The organism is Escherichia sp. SCLE84 (assembly GCF_012584495.1).
Taxonomy (GTDB): domain Bacteria; phylum Pseudomonadota; class Gammaproteobacteria; order Enterobacterales; family Enterobacteriaceae; genus ECMA0423.
The window spans coordinates 493,618-515,095 of record NZ_CP051430.1; the positions used below are offsets into that span (position 1 = coordinate 493,618).

Annotated in this window: 21 protein-coding genes; 17 read left to right on the plus strand and 4 right to left on the minus strand. The window is 50.2% G+C overall.

Going from position 1 to position 21,478, the window contains the following annotated elements; all coding sequences use genetic code 11:
- Positions 1–26 precede the first annotated feature (26 nt).
- Positions 27–1,139: an AI-2E family transporter YdiK gene (gene ydiK, locus HGD79_RS02630; protein WP_000248636.1), complete on the minus strand. Its 1,113-nt coding sequence runs from the start codon at positions 1,137–1,139 to the stop codon at positions 27–29.
- A gap of 388 nt (positions 1,140–1,527) precedes the next feature.
- Here ydiK and HGD79_RS02635 point away from each other — a divergent pair, with 388 nt between their 5' ends.
- The 10 genes from HGD79_RS02635 to ldtE all read left to right on the plus strand — a co-directional run bounded on the left by HGD79_RS02635 (position 1,528) and on the right by ldtE (position 12,492).
- Positions 1,528–4,584, plus strand: coding sequence for an FAD-binding and (Fe-S)-binding domain-containing protein (locus HGD79_RS02635; RefSeq protein WP_000612968.1), 3,057 nt, complete (start codon positions 1,528–1,530; stop codon positions 4,582–4,584).
- Positions 4,581–4,991, plus strand: a complete 411-nt coding sequence (menI, locus tag HGD79_RS02640) for a 1,4-dihydroxy-2-naphthoyl-CoA hydrolase (protein WP_000637982.1) — start codon at positions 4,581–4,583, stop codon at positions 4,989–4,991. Before HGD79_RS02635 ends, menI begins: the two co-directional genes overlap by 4 nt.
- A gap of 99 nt (positions 4,992–5,090) precedes the next feature.
- Complete coding sequence (locus HGD79_RS02645) at positions 5,091–5,279, plus strand: YdiH family protein (RefSeq protein WP_001296104.1); 189 nt, start codon at positions 5,091–5,093, stop codon at positions 5,277–5,279.
- Positions 5,280–5,826: 547 nt separating this feature from the next.
- Positions 5,827–6,195: a Fe-S cluster assembly scaffold SufA gene (gene sufA, locus HGD79_RS02650; protein WP_000367160.1), complete on the plus strand. Its 369-nt coding sequence runs from the start codon at positions 5,827–5,829 to the stop codon at positions 6,193–6,195.
- A gap of 8 nt (positions 6,196–6,203) precedes the next feature.
- A complete protein-coding gene (gene sufB / locus HGD79_RS02655; RefSeq protein ID WP_000089364.1) occupies positions 6,204–7,691 on the plus strand; it encodes a Fe-S cluster assembly protein SufB in 1,488 nt (495 codons plus the stop codon).
- A 9-nt stretch (positions 7,692–7,700) separates the two neighbouring features.
- Positions 7,701–8,447: a Fe-S cluster assembly ATPase SufC gene (sufC, locus tag HGD79_RS02660; protein ID WP_000948855.1), complete on the plus strand. Its 747-nt coding sequence runs from the start codon at positions 7,701–7,703 to the stop codon at positions 8,445–8,447.
- On the plus strand, positions 8,422–9,693 hold the full coding sequence (sufD, locus tag HGD79_RS02665) for a Fe-S cluster assembly protein SufD (RefSeq protein WP_000908012.1): 1,272 nt from the start codon (positions 8,422–8,424) through the stop codon (positions 9,691–9,693). Before sufC ends, sufD begins: the two co-directional genes overlap by 26 nt.
- Positions 9,690–10,910 (plus strand): cysteine desulfurase SufS, encoded by a 1,221-nt coding sequence (gene sufS / locus HGD79_RS02670; protein WP_000144602.1) that lies wholly within the window; start codon positions 9,690–9,692, stop codon positions 10,908–10,910. Before sufD ends, sufS begins: the two co-directional genes overlap by 4 nt.
- Before the next feature lie 12 nt (positions 10,911–10,922).
- Positions 10,923–11,339 carry a cysteine desulfuration protein SufE gene (sufE, locus tag HGD79_RS02675; RefSeq protein WP_001196517.1) on the plus strand — a complete coding sequence of 139 codons (417 nt, stop codon included), beginning with the start codon at positions 10,923–10,925 and terminating at the stop codon, positions 11,337–11,339.
- A gap of 148 nt (positions 11,340–11,487) precedes the next feature.
- Positions 11,488–12,492, plus strand: coding sequence for a L,D-transpeptidase LdtE (gene ldtE, locus HGD79_RS02680; RefSeq protein WP_000817104.1), 1,005 nt, complete (start codon positions 11,488–11,490; stop codon positions 12,490–12,492).
- A gap of 63 nt (positions 12,493–12,555) precedes the next feature.
- Here the strand turns inward: ldtE and lpp are convergent, their stop codons facing one another.
- The 3 genes from lpp to HGD79_RS26490 form a co-directional block, all read right to left on the minus strand.
- A complete protein-coding gene (lpp, locus tag HGD79_RS02685) occupies positions 12,556–12,792 on the minus strand; it encodes a murein lipoprotein Lpp (protein WP_000648420.1) in 237 nt (78 codons plus the stop codon).
- Between the two features lie 310 nt (positions 12,793–13,102).
- Positions 13,103–14,515 (minus strand): pyruvate kinase PykF, encoded by a 1,413-nt coding sequence (gene pykF, locus HGD79_RS02690; RefSeq protein ID WP_001295403.1) that lies wholly within the window; start codon positions 14,513–14,515, stop codon positions 13,103–13,105.
- A gap of 7 nt (positions 14,516–14,522) precedes the next feature.
- Positions 14,523–14,717 (minus strand): protein YnhH, encoded by a 195-nt coding sequence (locus tag HGD79_RS26490; protein WP_240806354.1) that lies wholly within the window; start codon positions 14,715–14,717, stop codon positions 14,523–14,525.
- Positions 14,718–15,071: 354 nt separating this feature from the next.
- Here HGD79_RS26490 and fumD point away from each other — a divergent pair, with 354 nt between their 5' ends.
- The 7 genes from fumD to ydhT all read left to right on the plus strand — a co-directional run bounded on the left by fumD (position 15,072) and on the right by ydhT (position 21,467).
- A complete protein-coding gene (gene fumD, locus HGD79_RS02695) occupies positions 15,072–15,281 on the plus strand; it encodes a fumarate hydratase FumD (RefSeq protein WP_000528342.1) in 210 nt (69 codons plus the stop codon).
- A 455-nt stretch (positions 15,282–15,736) separates the two neighbouring features.
- Positions 15,737–16,363 carry a ferredoxin-like protein gene (locus HGD79_RS02700; protein ID WP_001070230.1) on the plus strand — a complete coding sequence of 209 codons (627 nt, stop codon included), beginning with the start codon at positions 15,737–15,739 and terminating at the stop codon, positions 16,361–16,363.
- Between the two features lie 20 nt (positions 16,364–16,383).
- The gene (locus HGD79_RS02705) at positions 16,384–18,486 is read left to right on the plus strand and encodes an aldehyde ferredoxin oxidoreductase (protein WP_168848278.1); all 2,103 of its coding nucleotides are present in this window, start codon (positions 16,384–16,386) and stop codon (positions 18,484–18,486) included.
- A 12-nt stretch (positions 18,487–18,498) separates the two neighbouring features.
- A complete protein-coding gene (locus tag HGD79_RS02710; protein WP_001299088.1) occupies positions 18,499–19,137 on the plus strand; it encodes a YdhW family putative oxidoreductase system protein in 639 nt (212 codons plus the stop codon).
- A gap of 63 nt (positions 19,138–19,200) precedes the next feature.
- Complete coding sequence (locus tag HGD79_RS02715; RefSeq protein WP_001310861.1) at positions 19,201–19,869, plus strand: 4Fe-4S dicluster domain-containing protein; 669 nt, start codon at positions 19,201–19,203, stop codon at positions 19,867–19,869.
- On the plus strand, positions 19,866–20,651 hold the full coding sequence (phsC, locus tag HGD79_RS02720; RefSeq protein WP_001069997.1) for a thiosulfate reductase cytochrome B subunit: 786 nt from the start codon (positions 19,866–19,868) through the stop codon (positions 20,649–20,651). Before HGD79_RS02715 ends, phsC begins: the two co-directional genes overlap by 4 nt.
- Positions 20,652–20,654: 3 nt before the next feature.
- The gene (gene ydhT, locus HGD79_RS02725; RefSeq protein ID WP_000587560.1) at positions 20,655–21,467 is read left to right on the plus strand and encodes a protein YdhT; all 813 of its coding nucleotides are present in this window, start codon (positions 20,655–20,657) and stop codon (positions 21,465–21,467) included.
- The last annotated feature ends 11 nt before the right edge of the window (positions 21,468–21,478 follow it).

Below are 21,478 nucleotides of genomic sequence, written 5' to 3' on the forward strand. Positions count from 1 at the left end.
AGGCGGCAGAGCCGCCTGATGAGAAATTACTTATTCGGTTTCTCGATTTCGCCAAGTTCTTCGAGAATTTCTTCCGGTTGGTCCGTCGGCGGCGGGACTTCTTCCACCCACGCGGCAAACAGACGCCAGGAAACGGCTAACAGAACCGGACCAATAAACAGACCGATCATCCCGAAAGCAATCAAACCACCAATAACACCAGAGAGGATCAGGATCAGCGGTAAATCGGCACCCATGCGAATTAACATTGGGCGGATGACGTTATCCAGCGTGCCAACCACACCGCTCCACACTAACAATACCGTTCCCCAGGTGGTATCGCCAGTCCAGTAGAGCCAGATAATCGCCGGAATCAGTACCGGCAACGGGCCAAGCTGGACAAGGCAGGAGAGGATCATTAACACCGTTAGCAACGTTGCATAAGGTACGCCGGATACGGCGAGGCCGATACCGCCAAGCACTGCCTGTACTAACGCCGTCACCACCACACCCAGCGCCACCGCGCGGATAGCCTGTGCCGCCAGCAGTACGGCGGCATCTCCGCGAACGCCTGCCAGACGGGTTGCAAAATGGCGAATGCCTTGTGCCACCTGTTCACCGCGCCAGTACAGCAGGGCACTGAAGAGAAGCATCAGCGCACAATGCACCATAAAGCGCCCGATATGCGCCGCCTGCCCAACGAACCAGGTGGTGGTGGTGCCAATATAAGGGCGGACTTTCGCCATGATCGCCGTCCCCCCCATATCCAGCAAGTTGTGCCAGCCTGCATACAGCTTCGCGCCAATCACCGGAATGGTATTAAGCCACGCCAGATCGGGTAACGTCATGTCGCCGCTGGAAATGGCTTTAATTAGCGGGCCGCTGCCGTCGACGATACTGTTAACCAGCAAAGCAATAGGGATGATAAACACCATCACTAATAACAGCGTCATCACCAGAACGGCGAGAGAGCGGCGGCCAAACATGATCTTTTGCAAACGTAACAATACCGGCCAGGTGGCGATAACCACCGTACCGGCCCATGCAAAGCCGAGAATAAAGGGTTGAACAATCCACAGACATGCCACAATCATGATGGCTAAAAACAGCACCGAAAGCAGAATTTGTGCGACATCCCTGGGCTGACGAACATTTACCATAACTACTTTTCACCTTTTTTGTGCGTCAAATCGTCGACGCGACGTGAACACGCGAAACTCACCTGCATAATGATGAGCAATTTCAGCGGTTTTTAACAGGCCGATTCTGCCCTTAATTCTGATGGGCGTGTTAGAAAAAAATGTGGTACAACAACTCAGGCAACACGCAAACGATTTACTCGTCGTATTTCAAGTTGCATGTGCTGCGGCTACGTTCGTTCACCCCAGTCACTTACTATTGTAAGCTCCTGGAGTTCACTCGCTTGCCGCCTTCCTGCAACTCGAAATCCATAGAGTAAATAAACATCACCTTTCAGTGCGCTATTGCAGCCGCCTGAAAGAATAGTGTATCGACCTACATCACAGACCGCAGGAAAGGGTCAATATAATGATTCCACAGATTTCCCAGGCACCCGGCGTCGTTCAACTGGTGCTTAATTTTTTGCAAGAGCTGGAGCAACAAGGTTTTACCGGCGATACGGCGACAAGTTATGCCGATCGTCTGACAATGTCGACCGACAACAGTATTTACCAACTTCTCCCCGATGCGGTGGTATTTCCGCGTTCAACCGCAGATGTGGCGCTGATCGCCCGTCTTGCCGCGCAGGAACGCTATTCATCGCTGATCTTTACCCCCCGTGGCGGCGGCACCGGCACTAACGGTCAGGCGCTCAACCAGGGGATTATTGTTGATATGTCCCGCCATATGAACCGCATCATCGAAATTAACCCTGAAGAGGGCTGGGTGCGCGTTGAGGCCGGGGTGATAAAAGATCAACTCAATCAGTACCTGAAACCGTTCGGCTACTTTTTTGCACCAGAACTTTCGACCAGCAACCGGGCAACGCTCGGCGGGATGATCAATACCGATGCTTCTGGTCAGGGATCGCTGGTCTATGGCAAAACGTCAGATCACGTACTTGGCGTACGCGCGGTGTTGTTGGGGGGCGATATTCTCGATACGCAACCTTTACCCGTCGAATTGGCGGAAACGCTGGGTAAATCCAATACCACAATCGGGCGAATTTATAACACGGTTTATCAACGTTGCCGTCAGCAACGCCAGTTAATTATCGACAACTTCCCCAAACTTAACCGCTTTCTTACCGGTTACGATCTGCGTCATGTCTTTAACGATGAGATGACCGAGTTCGACCTGACGCGCATTCTGACGGGTTCAGAAGGGACGCTGGCCTTTATTACCGAAGCGCGGCTGGATATTACGCCCTTGCCTAAAGTGCGCCGTCTGGTGAACGTCAAATATGACTCTTTTGACTCCGCGCTGCGTAACGCGCCGTTTATGGTTGAGGCGCGGGCGCTTTCGGTAGAGACGGTGGACTCAAAAGTGCTGAATCTGGCGCGGGAAGATATTGTCTGGCATTCCGTCAGCGAGTTGATTACCGATGTGCCTGACAAAGAGATGCTCGGGCTGAACATTGTGGAGTTTGCTGGTGATGATGAGGCGCTGATTGACGAGCGAGTTAATGCTCTCTGTGTGCGGCTTGATGAGCTGATTGCCAGCCAACAGGCAGGTGTGATTGGCTGGCAGGTGTGCCGCGAGCTGGCGGGTGTTGAACGTATCTATGCGATGCGTAAAAAAGCCGTTGGTCTGCTTGGCAATGCCAAAGGTGCCGCTAAGCCAATTCCGTTTGCTGAGGATACCTGCGTACCGCCGGAACATCTGGCCGATTATATTGCTGAATTTCGCGCGCTGCTCGACAGCCACGGCTTAAGCTACGGTATGTTCGGTCACGTCGACGCAGGTGTCTTGCACGTCCGTCCAGCGCTGGATATGTGCGATCCTCAACAAGAGATTTTGATGAAGCAAATCTCTGATGACGTAGTGGCGCTGACTGCGAAATACGGTGGTTTGTTGTGGGGCGAGCACGGCAAAGGTTTTCGCGCTGAATACAGCCCGGCGTTTTTCGGTGAGGAACTTTTTGCAGAACTGCGCAAAGTGAAAGCGGCATTTGACCCGCATAACCGACTCAACCCAGGGAAGATTTGCCCGCCAGAAGGTCTCGATGCGCCGATGATGAAAGTGGACGCGGTGAAGCGCGGTACATTCGATCGGCAGATCCCCATTGCGGTACGCCAGCAGTGGCGCGGTGCGATGGAGTGTAACGGCAACGGTTTATGCTTCAACTTTGATGCCCGTAGTCCGATGTGTCCGTCGATGAAGATCACCCAGAACCGGATTCATTCACCGAAAGGGCGCGCAACGCTGGTGCGTGAATGGCTGCGTTTGTTGGCGGATCGCGGCGTTGATCCACTCAAACTGGAACAAGAACTGCCTGAATCCGGCGTCAGTTTGCGGACGTTAATTGCCCGCACGCGCAATAGCTGGCATGCGAATAAAGGCGAATATGACTTCTCACACGAAGTCAAAGAGGCGATGTCGGGCTGTCTGGCCTGTAAAGCGTGTTCGACCCAGTGCCCCATCAAAATTGATGTGCCGGAGTTTCGCTCTCGTTTTCTGCAGCTCTATCACACCCGTTATTTACGCCCGCTGCGCGACCACCTCGTCGCTACGGTCGAGAGCTACGCGCCGCTGATGGCACGCGCGCCGAAAACCTTTAACTTCTTCATTAACCAGCCGCTGGTGCGCAAACTCTCGGAAAAACATATCGGCATGGTTGATTTGCCGCTGCTGTCGGTCCCCTCGCTACAACAACAAATGGTGGGGCATCGCTCGGCAAACATGACGCTGGAACAGCTTGAATCTCTCAATGCAGAGCAGAAAGCGCGCACAGTGTTGGTGGTGCAGGACCCCTTTACCAGCTATTACGATGCGCAAGTGGTGGCGGATTTTGTCCGTCTGGTCGAAAAATTAGGTTTCCAGCCTGTGTTACTGCCATTTTCGCCAAATGGCAAAGCCCAGCATATTAAAGGTTTTCTTAATCGTTTTGCGAAGACGGCGAAAAAGACGGCGGATTTCCTCAACCGTATGGCGAAGCTGGGTATGCCAATGGTGGGCGTCGATCCGGCGCTGGTACTTTGTTATCGCGATGAATATAAACTGGCGCTGGGCGAGGAACGTGGCGAGTTTAACGTCTTACTGGCGAATGAATGGCTGGCAAGCGCACTTGAGTCACAGCCAGTGGCTACAGTCAGCGGTGAATCATGGTATTTCTTTGGTCACTGTACCGAAGTTACCGCCTTGCCGGGTGCGCCAGCACAATGGGCCGCGATATTTGCCCGTTTTGGCGCGAAACTGGAAAATGTCAGCGTGGGTTGCTGCGGCATGGCAGGGACTTACGGACATGAAGCGAAAAACCATAAAAATTCGCTCGGGATCTATGAGTTATCCTGGCATCAGGCTATGCAGCGACTGCCGCGTAACCGCTGTCTGGCGACCGGATATTCCTGCCGTAGCCAGGTAAAACGGGTTGAAGGCACGGGGGTACGCCATCCTGTGCAGGCTTTACTGGAGATTATTAAATGATATGGAAACGGAAAATCACCCTGGAAGCACTGAATGCTATGGGTGAAGGAAACATGGTGGGGTTCCTGGATATTCGCTTTGAACATATTGGTGATGACACCCTTGAAGCGACAATGCCAGTAGACTCGCGGACAAAGCAGCCTTTCGGGTTGCTGCATGGAGGAGCATCCGTGGTACTGGCCGAAAGTATCGGTTCCGTTGCCGGTTATTTATGTACCGAAGGTGAGCAAAAAGTGGTTGGTCTGGAAATCAATGCTAACCACGTCCGCTCGGCACGAGAAGGGCGGGTGCGCGGGGTATGCAAACCGTTGCATCTCGGTTCGCGTCACCAGGTCTGGCAGATTGAAATCTTCGATGAGAAAGGGCGTTTGTGCTGTTCGTCACGATTGACGACCGCCATTTTGTGACGTTGTCACCAGAAAAGTGTGACGCATATTGCCTTTGGTCATTATCTGCACAGTAAACGGTGGTATACTGTGCAGGTCTTGTCTAAAAGCGAGGATGCTATGTCTACTCAACTTGATCCCACCCAGCTGGCCATTGAATTTTTACGCCGTGACCAGAGCAATCTTTCACCTGCCCAATATCTCAAACGTCTGAAACAACTAGAACTTGAATTTGCTGACCTGCTTACTCTCTCTTCTGCTGAATTAAAAGAAGAAATCTACTTTGCCTGGCGTCTGGGCGTGCATTGATCCTGACTTAATGCCGCAAGTTCGCCAAATCGACCTGGATTAACCTCCGTCCAGGTTCGATGACCTTCTTAATACTGCTTATCTACCGCCTGATATTGTTCAAAAATAATACTAATCGCAGTTTGTGTTAAAACGGCGGGTTAGCTTTATGAGATTATTCTTATCGCCCCTTCAAGAGCTAAGCCACTGAGAGTGCCGGAGATAAGCGCCGGATGGGGTAGAAACCCTTAAGCCTGTGTTGCACAGACTTAAGGGTTTTCTTATTTCTGAACGCTGCACTTTTTTACCTATCTCTTAAATAGTCATTTTCAATACAACTTTTTCTTTTTCATCACAGCCTTAATGCTCCTTAGATAATAACCATTATCTAACAATGAGATACCTAATTCTTAGCGTGCCTGTTAACCCACACATCAGGGTCTATGCTTATTAAAAGCAGGCAAAAAGCATGTTTTACGGTAAAGCCCCTGCGTTTGCTGGGTTGAACTGATAATCATTATCACTAACATGCTGTTATACGCTGAAAGCGATGAAGTGAGGTAAATCGATGGACATGCATTCAGGAACCTTTAACCCACAAGATTTCGCCTGGCAAGGCTTAACGCTGACACCCGCAGCGGCGATACACATCCGTGAGCTGGTGGCAAAGCAGCCGGGTATGGTCGGCGTGCGCTTAGGCGTGAAGCAAACGGGCTGCGCGGGCTTTGGCTATGTGCTCGACAGTGTTAGCGAGCCGGACAAAGACGATCTGCTGTTTGAACACGACGGCGCGAAGCTGTTTGTCCCGCTGCAAGCGATGCCGTTTATTGATGGCACGGAAGTCGATTTCGTTCGTGAAGGACTTAATCAGATATTCAAATTTCACAACCCTAAAGCCCAGAATGAATGTGGCTGTGGCGAAAGCTTTGGGGTATAGGCGGTACTATGTCTCGTAATACTGAAGCAACTGACGATGTCAAAACCTGGACCGGCGGCCCGCTGAATTATAAAGAAGGATTCTTCACCCAGTTAGCCACCGATGAGCTGGCAAAGGGGATAAACGAAGAGGTGGTGCGCGCAATTTCGGCGAAGCGTAATGAGCCGGAGTGGATGCTGGAGTTTCGTCTAAACGCCTATCGCGCATGGCTGGAGATGGAAGAACCGCACTGGTTGAAAGCGCACTACGACAAGCTGAATTATCAGGATTACAGCTACTACTCAGCACCATCGTGCGGTAATTGTGACGACACTTGCGCGTCTGAACCTGGCGCGGTGCAGCAAACTGGCGCGAACGCCTTTTTAAGTAAAGAGGTGGAGGCGGCGTTTGAGCAGTTGGGCGTTCCCGTGCGGGAAGGCAAAGAGGTGGCGGTGGATGCCATTTTCGACTCAGTTTCGGTTGCCACTACTTATCGCGAAAAACTGGCGGAGCAGGGAATTATTTTCTGTTCCTTTGGTGAGGCGATCCACGATCACCCGGAACTGGTGCGTAAATATCTCGGCACCGTGGTGCCGGGGAATGACAACTTCTTTGCCGCGCTTAATGCGGCGGTAGCCTCTGACGGTACGTTTATTTATGTGCCTAAAGGCGTGCGCTGCCCGATGGAACTTTCCACCTATTTTCGCATTAACGCGGAAAAAACCGGGCAGTTTGAGCGTACCATTCTGGTGGCCGACGAAGACAGCTACGTCAGCTACATTGAAGGCTGTTCCGCTCCGGTGCGTGACAGCTATCAGTTACACGCGGCAGTGGTGGAAGTCATCATCCATAAAAACGCCGAGGTGAAATATTCCACGGTACAAAACTGGTTCCCTGGCGATAACAACACCGGCGGTATTCTCAACTTCGTCACCAAGCGTGCTTTGTGCGAAGGCGAAAACAGCAAAATGTCATGGACGCAATCAGAAACCGGGTCAGCGATTACGTGGAAATATCCCAGCTGCATTTTGCGCGGCGATAACTCCATTGGTGAGTTTTACTCAGTGGCGCTGACCAGCGGTCATCAGCAAGCGGATACCGGCACCAAGATGATCCACATCGGTAAAAACACCAAATCGACCATTATCTCGAAAGGGATCTCTGCCGGACATAGTCAGAACAGTTATCGCGGCTTAGTGAAAATCATGCCGACGGCAACCAATGCGCGCAATTTCACTCAGTGCGACTCAATGCTGATTGGCGCTAATTGTGGGGCGCATACCTTCCCGTATGTCGAATGTCGCAATAACAGCGCACAACTGGAGCACGAGGCAACGACATCACGTATTGGTGAAGATCAACTGTTTTACTGCCTGCAACGCGGGATCAGCGAAGAAGACGCCATCTCGATGATTGTTAACGGTTTCTGCAAAGACGTGTTCTCAGAACTGCCGCTGGAATTTGCCGTTGAAGCACAAAAACTCCTCGCCATCAGTCTTGAACACAGCGTCGGATAAGGAATAAACATGTTAAGTATTAAAGATTTACACGTCAGCGTGGAAGATAAAGCTATCCTGCGTGGATTAAGCCTCGCCGTTCGTCCCGGCGAAGTTCACGCCATTATGGGGCCAAACGGTTCGGGCAAAAGTACCTTATCGGCAACGCTTGCCGGGCGCGAAGATTATGAAGTGACGGGCGGCACGGTTGAGTTCAAAGGCAAAGATTTGCTTGCACTGTCGCCGGAAGATCGTGCAGGCGAAGGCATCTTTATGGCCTTCCAGTATCCGGTGGAGATTCCAGGCGTCAGTAACCAGTTTTTCCTGCAAACGGCACTTAATGCAGTGCGCAGCTATCGCGGCCAGGAAACGCTCGACCGCTTTGATTTTCAGGATTTGATGGAAGAGAAAATCGCTCTCCTGAAGATGCCGGAAGATTTATTAACCCGTTCGGTAAACGTTGGTTTTTCCGGCGGCGAGAAAAAGCGCAACGATATTTTGCAAATGGCGGTGCTGGAACCGGAGTTATGCATTCTTGATGAGTCGGACTCCGGGCTGGATATTGACGCATTAAAAGTGGTCGCCGATGGCGTGAACTCGCTGCGTGATGGCAAGCGCTCATTCATCATTGTTACGCACTACCAACGCATTCTCGACTACATCAAGCCTGATTACGTCCATGTGCTATATCAGGGACGAATTGTGAAATCCGGCGATTTCACGTTGGTCAAACAACTGGAGGAGCAGGGTTATGGCTGGCTTACCGAACAGCAGTAACGCGCTGCAACAGTGGCATCACTTGTTTGAAGCTGAAGGGACAAAACGCTCACCGCAAGCACAGCAGCATTTACAACAATTGCTGCGTACCGGACTGCCGACACGTAAACATGAAAACTGGAAATATACGCCGCTGGAAGGGCTGACCAATAGCCAGTTTGTCAGCATTGCGGGAGAGATATCCCCACAGCAGCGAGATGCCTTAGCGTTAACGTTAGACGCTGTGCGGCTGGTATTTGTCGATGGACGTTACGTGTCAGCACTGAGCGATGCGACTGAAGGCAGCGGGTATGAAGTGAGCATTAACGACGACCGTCAGGGGGTACCCGACGCTATTCAGGCGGAAGTGTTTCTGCATTTGACGGAAAGCCTGGCACAAAGCGTGACGCATATCGCCGTGAAGCGCGGTCAACGGCCGGCAAAGCCATTGCTGTTAATGCATATTACCCAGGGCGTGGCAGGTGAAGAGGTCAACACTGCCCATTACCGACATCATCTGGATCTGGCGGAAGGTGCCGAAGCAACGGTGATCGAACATTTTGTCAGCCTTAATGATGCTCGTCACTTCACCGGCGCACGGTTCACTATCAATGTCGCAGCGAACGCCCACTTGCAGCATATCAAGCTGGCGTTTGAAAACCCGGTCAGTCACCACTTTGCCCATAACGATTTGTTGCTGGCTGACGATGCCACCGCATTTAGCCATAGTTTCCTGCTGGGTGGCGCAGTGTTACGACACAACACCAGTACGCAACTCAATGGCGAAAACAGCACGCTGCGGATCAATAGCCTGGCGATGCCGGTGAAAAACGAGGTGTGTGATACCCGTACCTGGCTGGAACACAATAAAGGTTTTTGTAACAGCCGACAGTTGCACAAAACTATCGTCAGCGACAAAGGCCGCGCGGTATTTAACGGTTTGATCAACGTCGCGCAGCACGCCATCAAAACGGATGGTCAGATGACCAACAATAATCTGCTGATGGGAAAACTGGCAGAAGTGGATACGAAACCGCAGCTGGAAATCTATGCAGATGATGTGAAATGCAGCCACGGCGCGACGGTGGGGCGTATTGATGATGAACAGATGTTCTATCTGCGCTCGCGCGGGATCAATCAGCAGGATGCCCAGCAGATGATCATTTACGCCTTTGCTGCCGAACTGACGGAAGCACTGCGTGATGAGGGGCTTAAACAGCAGGTGCTGGCCCGAATCGGTCAACGACTGCCAGGAGGTGCAAGATGACTTTTTCCGTCGACAAAGTGCGGGCCGACTTTCCGGTGCTTTCGCGTGAGGTAAACGGTTTGCCGCTGGCTTATCTCGACAGCGCCGCCAGTGCGCAGAAACCAAGCCAGGTGATTGACTCCGAAGCCGAGTTTTATCGTCACGGCTACGCGGCGGTGCATCGCGGTATTCATACCTTAAGCGCCCAGGCGACCGAGAAAATGGAGAACGTGCGCAAGCGGGCATCGCTGTTTATTAATGCCCGTTCGGCGGAAGAGCTGGTGTTCGTCCGCGGCACGACGGAAGGGATCAATCTGGTCGCCAATAGTTGGGGCAACAGCAACGTGCGGGCGGGCGATAACATCATCATCAGTCAGATGGAGCACCACGCTAACATTGTTCCCTGGCAGATGCTTTGCGCACGCGTTGGCGCAGAGCTGCGTGTGATCCCGCTCAATCCCGACGGTACGCTACAACTGGAGACGCTACCTAATCTGTTCGATGAGAAAACTCGCCTGCTGGCAATTACTCATGTCTCCAACGTGCTTGGCACAGAAAATCCCCTGGCGGAAATGATCACGCTTGCGCATCAGCATGGCGCAAAAGTGCTGGTGGATGGCGCTCAGGCGGTGATGCATCATCCGGTGGACGTTCAGGCGCTGGATTGCGATTTTTACGTATTCTCCGGGCATAAACTGTATGGCCCCACCGGAATTGGCATTCTTTATGTGAAAGAAGCCTTGTTGCAGGAGATGCCGCCGTGGGAAGGGGGCGGTTCTATGATCGCCACCGTCAGCCTGAGTGAAGGCACTACCTGGACCAAAGCACCATGGCGGTTTGAAGCCGGTACACCCAATACCGGGGGCATCATTGGTCTTGGCGCGGCGCTGGAGTATGTTTCGGCGCTGGGGCTTAATAACATAGCCGAGTATGAACAGAATCTGATGCACTACGCGCTATCACAGCTGGAATCTGTACCGGATCTCACTCTCTATGGCCCGCGGAACAGGCTTGGCGTTATTGCTTTTAATCTTGGTAAACACCACGCCTATGATGTTGGCAGTTTTCTCGATAACTACGGCATTGCTGTGCGTACCGGACATCACTGCGCTATGCCATTAATGGCCTATTACAACGTCCCTGCTATGTGTCGGGCGTCGCTGGCCATGTATAACACCCATGAAGAAGTGGATCGTCTGGTGACCGGACTGCAACGTATTCACCGTCTGCTGGGATAACAGGGAGGCACTATGGCTTTATTGCCGGATAAAGAAAAATTGCTGCGTAATTTTTTACGCTGCGCCAACTGGGAAGAGAAATATCTCTACATTATTGAGCTGGGCCAGCGTCTGCCAGAATTACGCGCCGAAGACCGAAGCCCACAAAATAGCATTCAGGGCTGTCAGAGTCAGGTGTGGATTGTCATGCGCCAGAATGCGCAGGGAATTATTGAATTGCAGGGCGACAGCGATGCGGCGATTGTGAAAGGGCTTATTGCGGTCGTCTTTATTCTCTACGATCAGATGACGCCGCAGGATATTGTCAATTTCGATGTGCGTCCGTGGTTTGAAAAAATGGCGCTCACCCAACATCTCACCCCATCTCGTTCACAAGGTCTGGAAGCGATGATTCGCGCAATTCGCGCCAAAGCCGCTGCACTTAGCTAAACTAAAGGGACAGCTTTCATCCGGTTGGCTCACATTGCCGGATGGTCAATGTTTACACTGACCTGCACAGGAGTGTTTTGGTTTCAGGTGAACATAAGCGCCATCCGACGTTTCAGCGTGAGTCTCCGGCAAATACAGGAGGTTTACAATGAAACGCGCGTCTTTGCTTACACTCACGCTTATCGGCGCTTTTAGCGCCATCCAGGCTGCCTGGGCGGTTGATTATCCGCTACCACCAACCGGAAGCCGACTGGTTGGGCAAAATCAAACGTATACGGTGCAAGAAGGGGATAAAAACCTTCAGGCTATTGCCCGACGTTTTGATACTGCGGCAATGTTGATCCTTGAAGCCAATAACACTATCGCCCCGGTGCCAAAACCTGGTACGACGATAACTATTCCTTCACAACTGTTATTACCTGATGCACCGCGTCAGGGGATTATCGTTAACCTTGCAGAGCTGCGCCTTTATTATTATCCGCCGGGAGAAAATATTGTGCAGGTTTATCCAATAGGTATTGGATTGCAGGGGCTGGAAACGCCGGTGATGGAAACGCGTGTTGGGCAGAAAATCCCTAACCCAACCTGGACGCCTACGGCAGGCATTCGTCAACGTTCGCTGGAGCGTGGCATTAAATTACCGCCAGTCGTTCCTGCCGGACCAAATAACCCGCTAGGACGTTACGCACTGCGCCTCGCGCATGGTAATGGCGAATACCTCATTCATGGTACCAGTGCGCCGGACAGCGTCGGTTTGCGCGTCAGTTCAGGGTGTATTCGCATGAATGCACCGGATATTAAAGCCTTGTTCTCCAGCGTGCGGACGGGAACGCCGGTGAAAGTGATCAACGAACCGGTGAAATATTCCGTGGAACCTAACGGGATGCGTTATGTTGAAGTACATCGACCACTATCAGCAGAAGAACAGCAAAACGTTCAGACAATGCCATACACACTGCCAGCAGGCTTTACGCAATTTAAAGACAATAAGGCTGTAGATCAGAAGTTAGTCGATAAAGCGTTGTATCGTCGGGCAGGGTATCCGGTTTCGGTGAGCAGTGGAGCAACTCCCGCAGCCAGCAATGCGCCTTCAGTAGAGTCAGCGCAGAATGGTGAACCAGAGCAAGGGAATATGTTACGCGCGACGCAGTAGCGGTAAACGGCAGACAAAAAAAATGGCGCACAATGTGCGCCATTTTTCACTTCACAGGTACTATTACTTGCGGTATTTAGTAGCCATGTTGTCCAGACGCTGGTTAGCACGAGCTGCGTCATCTTTAGCAGCCTGAACGTCGGAACGCATTGCGTTCACGTCGTTGCTCAGCTGGTCAACTTTAGCGTTCAGAGTCTGAACGTCAGAAGACAGCTGATCGATTTTAGCGTTGCTGGAGCAACCTGCCAGCAGAGTAGAACCCAGGATTACCGCGCCCAGTACCAGTTTAGTAGCTTTCATTATTAATACCCTCTAGATTGAGTTAATCTCCATGTAGCGTTACAAGTATTACACAAAGTTTTTTATGTTGAGAATATTTTTTTGATGGGAAGGCACTTATTTTTGATCGTTCGCTCAAAGAAGCATCGAACGCTGGGTTTTAGATAAAAAAATTGAGAGAAAACAGGATGCTTCCATCGGATTCATCTTAGATAAAGTGAGATTATATAGTGAAATCCGATTTGATTTTTTATTGCTTCTGGTTATCGATTAAATAAAAAAAGCGCCCATCAGGGCGCTTCGATATACAAATTAATTCACAAAAGCAATATTACAGGACGTGAACAGATGCGGTGTTAGTAGTGCCGCTCGGTACCAGTGCACCAGAAACCATAACTACAACGTCACCTTTGTGTGCCAGACCGCTCTGCAGAGCCAGTTCTTTACCCAGACGGTAGAAATCATCAGTAGAAGTGATCTCTTTAACCAGCTGCGGCACAACGCCTTTGCTCAGTACCAACTGATGAGCCGTTTTTTCGTTGGTGGTCAGTGCCAGGATGGTGGCATCCGGGAAGTATTTACGTACTGCGCGAGCAGATTTACCGCCCTGAGTAGCAACCACGATCAGCGGAGCATCCAGTTTTTCAGCAGTTTCAACGGCACCACGGCATACCGCTTCGGTAATGCGCAGTTTACGGTTGTCATTGTTGAACTCGAGACGGCTGTTCATCACGCGGTCGGTACGTTCGCAAATGGTCGCCATGATAGAAACCGCTTCCAGCGGGTATTTACCTTTTGCGGATTCACCAGACAGCATCACTGCATCAGTACCGTCGAGGATGGCGTTTGCAACGTCACCGGCTTCTGCGCGAGTCGGGCGTGGGTTTTTGATCATGGAATCCAGCATCTGGGTCGCAGTGATAACGACTTTACGTGCACGGATACATTTTTCGATCATCATCTTCTGGGCGAAGATAACTTCTTCTACCGGGATTTCTACACCCAGGTCGCCACGCGCAACCATGATGCCGTCAGAGGCTTCGAGGATTTCGTCGAAGTTGTTGAGGCCTTCCTGGTTTTCGATTTTGGAGATGATGTGGATGTTTTCGCCGCCGTGCGCTTTCAGGTGCTCACGGATTTCGATAACGTCAGAACGCTTACGAATAAAGGAAGCAGCAACAAAGTCTACGCCTTGTTCGCAACCAAAGATCAGGTCCTGTTTGTCTTTTTCAGCCAGTGCTGGCAGAGCAATGGAAACGCCAGGCAGGTTCACACCTTTGTTTTCGCCCAGGTCACCGTTGTTCAGCACTTTACAGATAACTTTGTTACCTTCAATGGCGGTAACTTCCATACCGATCAGACCATCGTCAACCAGTACGGTGTTGCCAACTGACAGGTCAGTAGTGAAACCTTCATACGTTACCGCAACCATTTCGCTGTTGCCGATAACAGATTTATCAGTGGTGAAAGTAAAGGTCTGACCAGCTTTCAGAGAAACGTCGTTACCGCCTTCCAGTTTCATGGTGCGGATTTCCGGACCTTTGGTATCAAGCAGGATAGCGGCGGTTTTACCAGTTTTGCTCATCACGTTGCGCAGATTCTGAATGCGCTGACCGTGTTCTGCATAGTCACCATGAGAGAAGTTCAGACGCATAACGTTCATGCCAGCGTCCAGCATTTTAGCTAACATCTCTTCAGATTCGGTTTTCGGTCCGATGGTGCAAACAATTTTGGTCTTTTTCATGACAGTCTTAGTCTTTAAGTTGAGAAGGATGGGAGAAACTTGCTTTCTGGGCGCACTGCCGGAAAGCGAATCCGGTATTACGAAAGTGGTGGTGCCTCGCTCTAAGGATAGGTGACATCGAAAAAGCGTGCAGAGGAATGTGTGCTTGTGTCTCAGCCCAACGTGAGTGCCTGTTTTTGAGTCGTTGAGTTCTACAGTCCAAAGTGCTGAAACCATTCAAGAGTCAATTGGCGCGCATTATACGCTGAAATTAATCCAAAAGGAAAACAAAAACAGCGTTTCAAAAAATATACAACTTGTTAGACAATAAATTGTTATCAAAGATTTAACGTTCCAGGGAAAAGGTTACGCAAAAACTTCACTGTTTGCGCAACGTCTGGTGCCGAAGTTGTCAGTGTGAGGATAAGTGAAAGTTCATCCGGTGTATAAATACATCATCGCTCAATTGCTACAGTTAAAATAATTTATCGCGTTATTTGTCTGATTTTGTTTGATTTTTGTTTAATTGGTTAGATTGATATATGCTGATAGTTGGCATGATAAATAGGTATAAAGAATGGGAAATCGGACAAAAGAGGATGAACTGTACCGAGAAATGTGCAGAGTTGTCGGTAAAGTTGTGCTGGAAATGCGCGATCTGGGGCAGGAACCAAAGCATATTGTTATCGCAGGCGTATTACGTACAGCATTAGCCAATAAACGCATTCAGCGCAGTGAGCTGGAAAAGCAGGCGATGGAAACCGTCATTAACGCACTGGTAAAATGACCATTCAGGATGAGGCGGTAAGCTTCATCCTGATATTCTTGCTTCAGTTGCGGTCCAGTTAATCATTCTAAATAACAACTGCTGAAATTATACGAATCGCGGTATGTATTTTAATTTATAACGATAATATTATTTTTATTTTCTGCAATGAACGTCACAAATAATTGTCGCTTAAGTTAAATTTATTTCAAATGATAATAAATATCAGTTCACTTATAATTTCTTGCTTTGTAATTTTAATTGATAACGATCAATGTTAAGGGCTCAGAATAATCACATTATTTTTTCTCCTAACCATAAAGGATTAGTTTATCGGCGTTAAATCTTTTCTCATACACTATCGGGTTAGGGAAAATATCTGGTGTTGGGGACAGAGTCAGCAGCGTATTAGTTGAATGCTTAATATCAGGCTGCTGAATTGTCAGCACTGTGTTTGCGAAGAGGATGCGAAATAAATGAACCCGGTTGATCGTCCACTATTAGATATTGGCTTAACGCGATTAGAATTCTTGCGTATATCAGGAAAAGGCCTTGCTGGTCTAACAATTGCCCCTGCGTTACTGTCACTTTTGGGTTGCAAACAGGAAGATATTGATAGCGGCACAGTAGGGTTGATAAATACACCCAAAGGGGTGCTGGTGACCCAGCGAGCGCGATGCACGGGTTGCCACCGCTGTGAAATCTCTTGTACCAACTTCAACGATGGCTCAGTAGGGACATTCTTCTCCCGTATCAAAATCCACCGCAATTATTTCTTTGGCGACAACGGGGTTGGCTCTGGCGGCGGCCTGTATGGCGATCTCAACTATACCGCGGACACCTGCCGTCAATGCAAAGAGCCGCAATGCATGAACGTCTGCCCGATTGGTGCGATTACCTGGCAGCAGAAAGAAGGCTGTATTACCGTCGATCATAAACGCTGTATTGGCTGTAGCGCCTGTACTACGGCATGCCCGTGGATGATGGCCACCGTAAATACCGAAAGTAAAAAATCCTCGAAATGTGTGTTATGCGGTGAATGCGCAAACGCCTGCCCAACAGGGGCGTTAAAAATTATCGAGTGGAAAGATATTACTGTGTGAATCTTGCAAAGGAAAAAATCATGGCTAACGGTTGGACAGGTAATATATTAAGAGTCAATCTCACGACAGGAAATATTACCCTCGAAGATTCCAGTAAGTTTAAAAGTTTTGTCGGTGGCATGGGCTTCGGCTACAAAATTATGTATGACGAAGTACCGCCAGGCACGAAACCTTTCGATGAAGCGAATAAATTAGTCTTTGCTACCGGCCCATTAACTGGATCTGGTGCCGCCTGTAGTTCTCGCGTAAATATCACCTCACTTTCTACTTTTACCAAAGGAAATTTAGTTGTCGATGCCCATATGGGTGGCTTTTTTGCAGCGCAAATGAAATTCGCTGGATACGACGTCATTATTATCGAAGGGAAGGCGAAATCACCGGTATGGCTGAAGATTAAAGATGACAAAGTTAGCCTGGAAAAAGCCGATTTCTTATGGGGAAAAGGGACGCGCGCAACGACGGAAGAAATTTGTCGATTGACCAGTCCGGAAACCTGTGTGGCGGCTATTGGTCAGGCTGGGGAAAACCTTGTTCCTCTCTCTGGCATGTTGAATAGCCGTAACCACAGCGGCGGTGCGGGAACTGGCGCAATTATGGGTTCGAAAAACCTGAAAGCGATTGCGGTTGAAGGGACGAAAGGGGTCAACATTGCCGATCGTCAGGAGATGAAGCGTCTCAACGATTACATGATGACTGAACTTATTGGTGCGAATAACAACCATGTCGTGCCAAGTACGCCGCAATCGTGGGCAGAGTATTCAGATCCCAAGTCACGTTGGACAGCACGTAAAGGGCTGTTTTGGGGCGCGGCTGAAGGTGGTCCGATTGAAACGGGGGAAATTCCGCCAGGCAATCAGAACACGGTCGGCTTTCGTACCTATAAATCCGTTTTTGACTTAGGTCCGGCGGCAGAGAAATACACAGTAAAAATGAGTGGCTGCCACTCTTGCCCGATCCGTTGTATGACCCAAATGAATATTCCTCGGGTGAAAGAGTTTGGCGTGCCCAGCACAGGTGGTAACACTTGTGTAGCCAACTTTGTCCATACCACCATCTTCCCGAACGGGCCGAAAGATTTTGAAGATAAAGACGATGGTCGTGTGATTGGTAACCTGGTTGGTCTGAATTTGTTCGATGACTACGGCCTATGGTGTAACTACGGGCAGCTGCATCGCGACTTTACTTATTGTTACAGCAAAGGGGTGTTCAAGCGTGTTCTGCCAGCTGAAGAGTATGCGGAAATTCACTGGGATCAACTGGAAGCGGGTGACGTTAATTTCATTAAAGATTTTTACTACCGTCTGGCGCATCGTGTGGGTGAGCTGAGTCACCTGGCTGATGGTTCATATGCCATCGCAGAACGCTGGAATTTGGGTGAAGAGTACTGGGGCTACGCAAAAAATAAACTCTGGTCGCCGTTTGGCTATCCGGTTCACCATGCCAATGAAGCGTCAGCGCAGGTCGGTTCCATTGTTAACTGTATGTTCAACCGTGACTGCATGACGCATACCCATATCAATTTTATTGGTTCGGGTTTGCCATTGAAACTGCAGCGTGAAGTGGCGAAAGAGCTTTTTGGTTCTGAAGATGCCTACGATGAAACCAAAAACTACACGCCAATCAATGACGCAAAAATTAAATATGCAAAGTGGTCGCTGTTGCGGGTCTGTTTGCATAACGCCGTCACCCTGTGCAACTGGGTCTGGCCAATGACCGTTTCGCCGCTGAAAAGCCGTAATTACCGGGGCGATCTGGCGCTTGAAGCCAAATTCTTCAAAGCGATCACCGGCGAAGAGATGACTCAGGAAAAATTAGATTTAGCTGCAGAGCGTATCTTTACGTTGCATCGTGCCTACACGGTAAAACTGATGCAAACCAAAGATATGCGTAATGAACACGATCTTATCTGTTCCTGGGTATTCGACAAGGATCCGCAGATCCCGGTCTTTACTGAAGGTACTGACAAAATGGATCGTGACGATATGCATGCTTCGCTCACGATGTTCTACAAAGAAATGGGCTGGGACCCACAGCTTGGTTGTCCGACCCGCGAAACATTGCAGCGTCTGGGGCTGGAAGATATTGCCGCCGATCTGGCAGCACACAATCTACTGCCTGCGTAAGGAATGGGTGAGATGAACCATCGGGATGAATTGCCGTTAGCGAAAGTCAGCGAAGTTGACGAGGCGAAGCGGCAATGGTTACAGGGGATGCGTCACCCCGTTGATACGGTAACCGAACCAGAACCGGCTGAAATCCTGGCAGAGTTCATTCGCCAGCATTCTGTGGCTGGGCAGCTGGTGGCGCGCGCCGTGTTTCTCTCGCCACCCTATTCGGTTGCAGAAGAGGAACTGTCAGTTTTGCTGGAAAGCATTAAGCAGAACGGAGACTACGCGGATATCGCTTGTATGACGGGAAGTCAGGATGATTACTATTACTCAACGCAGGCCATGAGTGAAAACTACGCGGCGATGTCTTTGCAAGTTGTGGAGCAGGACATTTGTCGCGCCATTGCACACGCCGTTCGTTTTGAGTGCCAGACGTATCCTCGTCCTTACAAAGTCGCCATGCTGATGCAAGCGCCATATTACTTCCAGGAAGCGCAGATTGAAGCCGCGATCGCCGCGATGGATGTTGCACCTGAATATGCCGATATACGGCAGGTGGAGTCATCGACGGCGGTGTTGTACTTGTTTAGCGAGCGATTTATGACCTATGGCAAGGCTTATGGCTTATGCGAATGGTTCGAGGTAGAGCAGTTTCAGAACCCCTGAAATTTCAGGGAGATGTCATGGATAGGGTGGACAGTTGCAGCCACTGCATTAGGGGATAATCAGATGTCCTTCACTCGACGCAAATTTGTTCTGGGGATGGGAACAGTAATCTTTTTTACTGGTTCTGCGTCTTCTCTGTTAGCGAACACGAGGCAAGAAAAGGAAGTTCGGTATGCCATGATTCATGACGAGTCACGGTGCAATGGCTGTAATATTTGCGCCCGCGCATGCCGTAAAACTAACCACGTCCCCGCTCAGGGAAGCCGTTTATCGATAGCACACATTCCAGTCACCGATAACGATAACGAAACGCAGTATCACTTTTTTCGCCAGTCATGTCAGCACTGCGAAGATGCTCCGTGCATCGACGTATGCCCGACAGGGGCGTCGTGGCGTGATGAGCAGGGGATCGTGCGGGTAGAAAAATCGCAGTGCATCGGCTGCAGTTATTGCATTGGCGCTTGTCCGTACCAGGTTCGCTACCTTAACCCTGTCACTAAAGTGGCAGATAAATGTGATTTCTGCGCTGAGTCCCGACTGGCAAAAGGCTTTCCGCCCATTTGCGTCAGCGCCTGCCCGGAACACGCATTGATCTTTGGTCGCGAAGATAGCCCAGAAATTCAGGCGTGGTTGCAGCAAAATAAATACTATCAATATCAGCTACCTGGTGCCGGGAAACCGCATCTGTATCGCCGGTTCGGTCAACATTTGATTAAAAAGGAAAATGTATGAACCCGTCGCAACATGCTGAACAGTTTCAGAGCCAGTTAGCGAACTATGTGCCACAGTTCACTCCCGAATTTTGGCCGGTGTGGTTGATCATTGCCGGAGTATTGCTGGTTGGGATGTGGTTGGTGCTGGGGCTGCATGCCTTGCTTCGTGCTCGTGGCGTGAAGAAATCAGTCACCGATTATGGTGAGAAGATTTATCTTTACTGCAAAGCGGTCAGATTATGGCACTGGTCGAATGCGTTACTCTTTGTATTGTTGCTGGCAAGTGGGCTGATAAATCACTTTGCGCTGGTGGGCGCAACTGCGGTTAAAAGTCTGGTTGCGGTGCATGAAGTTTGCGGATTTTTGTTACTCGCATGCTGGCTCGGCTTTGTGCTGATCAATGCCGTTGGGGGTAATGGTCACCACTATCGCATTCGTCGTCAGGGGTGGCTGGAGCGAGCGGCAAAACAAACGCGATTTTATTTGTTTGGCATTATGCAGGGGGAAGAACATCCTTTCCCGGCAACAACCCAGTCTAAATTTAATCCCTTACAGCAGGTCGCCTATGTTGGTGTTATGTATGGATTGCTGCCGTTGTTACTATTGACGGGGCTGCTGTGTCTCTATCCGCAAGCCGTGGGAGATGTGTTTCCTGGCGTAAGATACTGGTTATTGCAGGCGCATTTTGCTCTGGCATTTATAAGCCTCTTTTTTATCTTCGGTCATCTTTATCTTTGCACCACGGGGCGTACGCCACACGAAACCTTTAAAAGCATGGTCGATGGCTATCACCGGCACTAACGAATGATCATTACACGAGCAGACCTGCGAGAATGGCGTATCGGAGCGGTGATGTATCGCTGGTTCCTGCGCCATTTCCCACGCGGCGGTAGTTATGCCGATATTCATCATGCACTGATTGAGGAAGGATATACGGACTGGGCGGAGAGTCTGGTTGAGTATGCGTGGAAAAAATGGCTGGCGGATGAAAACTTCGCGCATCAGGAAGTTTCCTCTATGCAAAAACTGGCCACAGACCCCGGAGAGATACCATTTTGCAGTCAGTTTGCCCGCAGCGACGATCATGCTCGCATCGGCTGTTGTGAGGATAACGCCCGAATCGCAACCGCTGGGTATGCCGCGCAAATTGCCAGTATGGGTTATAGCGTGCGGATTGGAAGTGTCGGCTTTAACAGTCACATTGGCAGCTCCGGTGAACGCGCACGGGTTGCTGTAACCGGTAATTCTTCGCGGATAAGCAGCGCTGGAGATAGTAGTCGGATTGCGAATACCGGAATGCGAGTACGCGTTTGTACATTGGGTGAACGGTGTCATGTCGCCAGTAATGGTGACCTGGTGCAAATCGCCAGCTTTGGCGCAAACGCCAGAATTGCCAACAGCGGCGACAATGTACACATCATTGCCAGCGGTGAAAATTCAACGGTAGTGAGCACGGGCGTGGTCGACTCAATTATTCTCGGGCCAGGGGGAAGCGCCGCACTGGCATATCATGACGGCGAAAGAGTTCGCTTCGCCGTCGCCATTGAAGGTGAAAACAATATTCGAACCGGAGTCCGCTATCGTCTTAATGAACAGCATCAGTTTGTTGAGTGCTGATAGCTTTACCT

Coding starts and splice junctions, on each gene's coding strand:
- ydiK (WP_000248636.1), bottom strand. CDS start 1,139: ATGGTAAATGTTCGTCAGCCCAGGGATGTCGCACAAATTCTGCTTTCG.
- HGD79_RS02635 (WP_000612968.1), top strand. CDS start 1,528: ATGATTCCACAGATTTCCCAGGCACCCGGCGTCGTTCAACTGGTGCTT.
- menI (WP_000637982.1), top strand. CDS start 4,581: ATGATATGGAAACGGAAAATCACCCTGGAAGCACTGAATGCTATGGGT.
- HGD79_RS02645 (WP_001296104.1), top strand. CDS start 5,091: ATGTCTACTCAACTTGATCCCACCCAGCTGGCCATTGAATTTTTACGC.
- sufA (WP_000367160.1), top strand. CDS start 5,827: ATGGACATGCATTCAGGAACCTTTAACCCACAAGATTTCGCCTGGCAA.
- sufB (WP_000089364.1), top strand. CDS start 6,204: ATGTCTCGTAATACTGAAGCAACTGACGATGTCAAAACCTGGACCGGC.
- sufC (WP_000948855.1), top strand. CDS start 7,701: ATGTTAAGTATTAAAGATTTACACGTCAGCGTGGAAGATAAAGCTATC.
- sufD (WP_000908012.1), top strand. CDS start 8,422: ATGGCTGGCTTACCGAACAGCAGTAACGCGCTGCAACAGTGGCATCAC.
- sufS (WP_000144602.1), top strand. CDS start 9,690: ATGACTTTTTCCGTCGACAAAGTGCGGGCCGACTTTCCGGTGCTTTCG.
- sufE (WP_001196517.1), top strand. CDS start 10,923: ATGGCTTTATTGCCGGATAAAGAAAAATTGCTGCGTAATTTTTTACGC.
- ldtE (WP_000817104.1), top strand. CDS start 11,488: ATGAAACGCGCGTCTTTGCTTACACTCACGCTTATCGGCGCTTTTAGC.
- lpp (WP_000648420.1), bottom strand. CDS start 12,792: ATGAAAGCTACTAAACTGGTACTGGGCGCGGTAATCCTGGGTTCTACT.
- pykF (WP_001295403.1), bottom strand. CDS start 14,515: ATGAAAAAGACCAAAATTGTTTGCACCATCGGACCGAAAACCGAATCT.
- fumD (WP_000528342.1), top strand. CDS start 15,072: ATGGGAAATCGGACAAAAGAGGATGAACTGTACCGAGAAATGTGCAGA.
- HGD79_RS02700 (WP_001070230.1), top strand. CDS start 15,737: ATGAACCCGGTTGATCGTCCACTATTAGATATTGGCTTAACGCGATTA.
- HGD79_RS02705 (WP_168848278.1), top strand. CDS start 16,384: ATGGCTAACGGTTGGACAGGTAATATATTAAGAGTCAATCTCACGACA.
- HGD79_RS02710 (WP_001299088.1), top strand. CDS start 18,499: ATGAACCATCGGGATGAATTGCCGTTAGCGAAAGTCAGCGAAGTTGAC.
- HGD79_RS02715 (WP_001310861.1), top strand. CDS start 19,201: ATGTCCTTCACTCGACGCAAATTTGTTCTGGGGATGGGAACAGTAATC.
- phsC (WP_001069997.1), top strand. CDS start 19,866: ATGAACCCGTCGCAACATGCTGAACAGTTTCAGAGCCAGTTAGCGAAC.
- ydhT (WP_000587560.1), top strand. CDS start 20,655: ATGATCATTACACGAGCAGACCTGCGAGAATGGCGTATCGGAGCGGTG.